This window comes from Streptomyces sp. NPDC055287, assembly GCF_053646035.1.
In genome coordinates, this window is the sequence record NZ_JBSHNE010000101.1 from 1 (window position 1) to 4,598 (window position 4,598).

The window sequence follows — 4,598 nt, forward strand, 5'->3', positions numbered from 1 at the left end:
TGGCTGCACCCTGGCGGTCGAGGTTGCGGTGCGGACCGTTGTTCTGCCGTTCGGTGCGGGACAGCTTCTTGCGCTGGCCGCCGCCCATGCCCACGGGGTTGTTGATGTTCTTGCTCACGGTCACGGGTTCTCCCGGTAATGATGTGAAGTGATCTACGGATTCATCGGTGGGGGACGGGCGGCGACGTCGAAGCACGTCAGCAGGGGCCCATCACGCTCTCACTCGTAAATCGGCGTCTGGAAGAACATGACAAAGACGTTACCCGGTTCCGTCGGCCCCGCACACCAACCTTTTCGCCGCCCCGGCGTCGGCCGGGCCTTCGGCGAGCTCTGGGGGTCAGCCGTTTCCTTCCGGGAATCTCAGCACCGCCAGCACCCGCCGGTGGTCGCCGCCCGCCCGGCGCAGGTCCAGATGGGCGTTACTGGGCCGCCGCGGGCGTTGTCAGTGGTCGCGAGCACACTCACGGCATGAGAGATCATCTCACTTGCGCCCCGCCGTGACGGGACAACCTTTAGGCCGCGGTTTCTGTGATGAGGACGGCGGCGGTGACCGGGCCCGGGGTGGCAGTGGTGGCTGCGTCGGCTACGGCGTTCCGGACGGCGCGGGCGACTTCCAGTGGATGGTGTCCGGGGGCGACGGCGAGTTGGACCTCGATGTGTCGGCCGGGTGGATCGTCATGGACCTTGACGGGGCGGCTTCCCAGCACGGCGGTGAGGCGGGCGACGCCCGCAACGGCCGCCGCGACGTCCGCCAGCTCCCCGGCAGGCCCCCGCGATCCCGTTCCGGTCACCGGGGGCGAGCTTCGCGGGGCTGCAGGTTCTGGCGCGGGCCCAATGATCCTCGCTGCGGTCCGCGACGCCACGCCTGTCTCCGGGCCCTCATGGAGATTCGTGACGCGCAGGTCAGCTGTCACGGTGGCCAGGCCGAGCCGTTCAGCGGCCGCGTTGAGCAGTGCGTTCCTCAACTGGTCGGCGGTCTCGGGCAGCGGCTGCCCGAGGGGTGCGGTGAAGGCGGCTTCGATCCTGAGCGGGCCAGGCGGTAGCGCGCTGGCCGGCGGACGGACGACCGGGTCGGACACGGGCTCGAGCGGTGCCGGCCCGATGCTCAGAGACTCCAGCCGAACCGCAGGAATGTCAGCGGCAGCGCGTCCGAGGGCCCGGACGGCCGCTTGCTCGGTGATCCATGTCCCGTCGCCGGGCCCGCCGAGCGGGAGCAGTCGGCCCAGGTAGAGCTGGTGCCGTACGGCCTGCGTCCGCGCCTCGGTCACCGGCCTCTCACCCTCTTTCTTCCCATGGCCCGGTTCTCTTCCTGCCGCACGCGCACGCAGTGTCCACGGCGGCTTCGGACAGGGACGCCCGGCCACTCGTCGGACCACCCCGCCTCACAGTCCACATCTCGATCAAAACGGACTAACAAGATTATAATTCGAGCAAAGGGTGCAAGGCGGGCTTTTTGAGGGAGGAATGCCCTGATGACTGAGAACGCCGACGCAAAGCATGGCGGTGCGCCCGGTTCTCGTGGCCGGACGACTGTCGCCGATGTGGTGGTGGAGAAGATCGCGGGGATGGCGGCGCGGGACGTGCGCGGCGTCTATGCCCTGGGCAGTGGGTTCGCGCGCTCGATGGGGTCCATGCGGGAGCGGACGCCTGGCGCCGGTAGTGGCAAGTCCGTCACACGCGGGGTCAGCGTCGAGGTCGGAGAGCTGCAGGCGGCCATCGATCTGGAGATCGTCGTCGACTACGGCGTTTCGATCACGGACGTGGCCGGTGCGGTGCGGGAGAACGTGATCTCCGCAGTGGAGCGGATGGCGGGCCGGGACGTCGTGGAAGTCAACATCATGGTCAGTGATGTGAAGCTGCCCGACGAGGAGGACGAAGGGGAAGAGCGGCAGCGGATCCAGTAGCCGGGGCGAAGCCGCTGCCTGAGTGAGGGAGCGTGTGATGAGCAGGGCCATGGTGGGTTTGATTGCCGGAATGGCGCTGGGTTTCGCCGCGTATTTCGGTGGCTTCGGGGCCTTCCTGCTGGTGCTGGGGCTGGGCGCCGCCGGACTCGTGGTCGGGCGGCTTGTGGAAGGCGATCTCGAACCGGGCGACTTTGTCCACCGCCGAGACCGGCAGGAGCGGATCCGCGATGACCGGCGACGGACTCGGGGAGACTGGCAACGGTGACCGGTGAAGCCGATCGGCGTCCGGGCATACCCCGCGGCGAGCGCGGTGCGATCACCGTCGCCGACCGGGTCGTCGCGAAGATCGCTTCCCGGGTGGCACGCGAGGCGCTGAGCCGGTTCACCGAGTCGGCCGACCGCGTGCCGCCTGATCGCCGGACGCCCCGCGTGACGACGTCCGTGCGCCGCCCGCCCGAGAGGAAGAAAGCAGAACGAGCCGGCGAGCCTGTCGGCCGACGCTCGGCTGTGCTGGGCGAAGCGCGGATACGCATCGCGGTCGACCTGGGCTACCCGTCCGACATTGCGGCGCAGTGCGCTGCCCTGCGCCGAGAGATCACCGAGCGGCTTCGGGCACAGGCGGGCATGAACGTGTCCGACCTCGTGGTGTCGGTCGACAGGCTGCATTCGGTGCATTCGCGGCACGCAGGCCAGGAGAGGGTGAGATGAGCGGGAACACCTGGCGGCAGTCAACCGGCGACGACAACGATCCCCAGGCCACGGGCGCGAAGCCACAAGGCCATGGATCGGCCCGGCCGGCCCGCCGTTTCTGGTCCGCACGACGGATCTCCGCAGCCGTGGTGGCCCTGCTGTCCGCCGCGGCCATTGGACTGCTCCTGTACGACGTGGTCTCGGTGCGTGCAGACCGGTCCGCGATGCACTGGCGACGGCGACTCGCCGAGGAACTGGCCACACGGCCCCTGGACGACATCTGGATGATCGTCGGGGCCGCACTGGCGATGGCCCTCGGCCTGTGGCTTTTCCTGCTGGCGGTGACGCCCGGACTGCGCAGGCTGCTGCCCATGCGGCACCCCACCGGCATCCCAGGAACATCGGAGGTCCGCGCCGGGCTCGACCGCCGCGCGGCCGCCCTGGTTCTGCGCGACCGGGCCATACAGGTGCCCGGCGTTCAGTCGGCACAGGTCGCAGTCGGCCGCCGAAAGATCAAAGCCCGGGCACAGGCACATTTCCGCGATCTCGAGGAAGTCCGCGCGGACCTGGACGCCACGCTGTGCGAAGCCCTGAAGTCCTTGGGTCTCGCCCGGCAGCCCACCCTGACCGTGCACGTCCGGCGCCCGAAGAAGGGCTGAGGTGATCTGGATGCCCAAGACAGTGAACCGGGTGCTGCTGGGGCTGCTCGGCCTTGGACTGTTCGCCCTGGGCGGCGGCGTGCTGCTGGGCGGACTGGACCTTCAACGCCGCTGGGACTTCGAGGTCCCGGGCTGGTGGCCCTTCCGCGGGCCGGACGATGTCGTACTGGGCATCGAGGGACGCACCCGGTGGCGGGAAGAAGGCTGGTGGTGGCCGACCGTCATCGCGGTGCTCGCCGTACTGCTGGCCCTGCTGCTGTGGTGGCTCCTCGCACAACTGCGCAATCATCGTCTGGGCCACGTTCTCGTCAACAGCGAAGACAGCGCGGCAGCCCGACTCAACGGCCGCACGCTGGAGGACATGATCCAGGAAGAAGCCCAGTCCCTGGACGGGGTCTCGCACGCTCATGTACGGCTGACAGGCCGACCTACCGCTCCCACCGCACACGTGCGGCTGGTGCTGGACCCTCACGCGGATCCAGCACGGACCCTGGAGCGACTGAGCCAGGAAACGCTCACCCACGCACGAGACTCGGCCGGCCTCGACCACCTCCCGTCGAAAGTCCGACTCCAAGAAGTCCACCACCGCGCCCAACGCGCCGCCTGAGGGGTTGTCCCCTACGGGGTCCATCCGCTGCGCAAGGACTTCGTCCTCGCGGCCCGGGTCGCCAAGTTCCCCCTGGTGGGCGCCGTTGCCCTTGAGGCGGCAGTCCCGCAGGACCTTCCAGTTCTTCAGCGAGGACAGGGGTCCCACCCCGGGCGCGGGCCAGCGGTGCACTGCGTTCTCCGCCTCCCGCTGCGGACTCAGGCGCTTTTGACCACGCCGCTTGCGGTGCGGGATGAGGACGCCGGTTCCCCGGTATCCACCATCGGCGATAACGGATCCTGGTCACTCTGGTCCACCTGCGTCTGCAGCTGTCGCACGCGGCACTGGCCGAGCTGTACGACATGACCCGCCCCACCGTCACCCGCGCCATCCACGAGATCCGCCCGGGGCTCGCCGTTCCCGACCGGCCCGGCATCCGGCTGCGCACCCTGGCCGACGTCTTCGCCTACGCCCAGGCCGAAGACGTCGAACTGCGCATCGACGGCACCGGGACCCAGGTCCGCCGCCCCCAAGTCGGCAGAGCCGGCCGCAAGGCGTTCGTCTCCGGCAAGAAGAAGCAGAACACGGCCAAGACCACCACCATCAGCGACGGCTCGGGGCGCCTGCTGTGGTCAGGAGCCGACCGGCCCGGCCGGATGCACCACTAGGGCGTGTTTCGAAAGTGCGGTGATCTGGGAGCATGGTGCGATGGATCATGTTCGGCAGATAGTCAGTTCTGGCTCGCCACTCGAACCCCAA

At 69.0% G+C, this 4,598-nt stretch carries 7 protein-coding genes and 2 pseudogenes; 6 read left to right on the plus strand and 3 right to left on the minus strand.

What is annotated here, in order from left to right; genetic code table 11:
* A partial coding sequence (locus ACWIHY_RS39995; RefSeq protein ID WP_454381657.1) for a DUF6243 family protein occupies nucleotides 1–124 on the minus strand: 124 nt, incomplete at its 3' end.
* A 388-nt stretch (nucleotides 125–512) separates the two neighbouring features.
* A complete protein-coding gene (locus ACWIHY_RS40000) occupies nucleotides 513–1,268 on the minus strand; it encodes a hypothetical protein (protein ID WP_454381648.1) in 756 nt (251 codons plus the stop codon).
* 204 nt (nucleotides 1,269–1,472) lie between these two features.
* On the opposite strand from ACWIHY_RS40000, the gene ACWIHY_RS40005 reads away from it, so the two are divergent.
* The 5 genes from ACWIHY_RS40005 to amaP are packed head-to-tail and all read left to right on the plus strand — an operon-like array spanning nucleotide 1,473 to nucleotide 3,860.
* Nucleotides 1,473–1,904, plus strand: a complete 432-nt coding sequence (locus ACWIHY_RS40005) for an Asp23/Gls24 family envelope stress response protein (protein WP_454381650.1) — start codon at nucleotides 1,473–1,475, stop codon at nucleotides 1,902–1,904.
* A gap of 37 nt (nucleotides 1,905–1,941) precedes the next feature.
* Nucleotides 1,942–2,169, plus strand: coding sequence for a hypothetical protein (locus tag ACWIHY_RS40010; protein ID WP_454381651.1), 228 nt, complete (start codon nucleotides 1,942–1,944; stop codon nucleotides 2,167–2,169).
* Nucleotides 2,166–2,612, plus strand: coding sequence for an Asp23/Gls24 family envelope stress response protein (locus tag ACWIHY_RS40015; RefSeq protein WP_454381652.1), 447 nt, complete (start codon nucleotides 2,166–2,168; stop codon nucleotides 2,610–2,612). The genes ACWIHY_RS40010 and ACWIHY_RS40015 overlap by 4 nt, the downstream gene beginning before the upstream one ends.
* On the plus strand, nucleotides 2,609–3,253 hold the full coding sequence (locus tag ACWIHY_RS40020) for a DUF6286 domain-containing protein (RefSeq protein WP_454381654.1): 645 nt from the start codon (nucleotides 2,609–2,611) through the stop codon (nucleotides 3,251–3,253). The genes ACWIHY_RS40015 and ACWIHY_RS40020 overlap by 4 nt, the downstream gene beginning before the upstream one ends.
* Nucleotides 3,254–3,263: 10 nt before the next feature.
* Complete coding sequence (gene amaP / locus ACWIHY_RS40025) at nucleotides 3,264–3,860, plus strand: alkaline shock response membrane anchor protein AmaP (RefSeq protein WP_454381656.1); 597 nt, start codon at nucleotides 3,264–3,266, stop codon at nucleotides 3,858–3,860.
* A gap of 60 nt (nucleotides 3,861–3,920) precedes the next feature.
* On the opposite strand, the pseudogene ACWIHY_RS40030 reads toward amaP, so the two are convergent.
* Nucleotides 3,921–4,130: pseudogene (locus tag ACWIHY_RS40030) on the minus strand (IS5/IS1182 family transposase); the annotation flags it as partial.
* Between the two features lie 2 nt (nucleotides 4,131–4,132).
* Here ACWIHY_RS40030 and ACWIHY_RS40035 point away from each other — a divergent pair.
* Nucleotides 4,133–4,501 (plus strand): annotated as a pseudogene (locus ACWIHY_RS40035) (transposase family protein); the annotation flags it as partial.
* Between the last annotated feature and the right edge of the window lie 97 nt (nucleotides 4,502–4,598).

What these genes read in the sequence shown, in the direction of transcription:
- ACWIHY_RS40005 (WP_454381650.1), top strand. Translation starts at nt 1,473, where the DNA reads ATGACTGAGAACGCCGACGCAAAGCATGGCGGTGCGCCCGGTTCTCGT.
- ACWIHY_RS40020 (WP_454381654.1), top strand. Translation starts at nt 2,609, where the DNA reads ATGAGCGGGAACACCTGGCGGCAGTCAACCGGCGACGACAACGATCCC.
- ACWIHY_RS40010 (WP_454381651.1), top strand. Translation starts at nt 1,942, where the DNA reads ATGAGCAGGGCCATGGTGGGTTTGATTGCCGGAATGGCGCTGGGTTTC.
- amaP (WP_454381656.1), top strand. Translation starts at nt 3,264, where the DNA reads ATGCCCAAGACAGTGAACCGGGTGCTGCTGGGGCTGCTCGGCCTTGGA.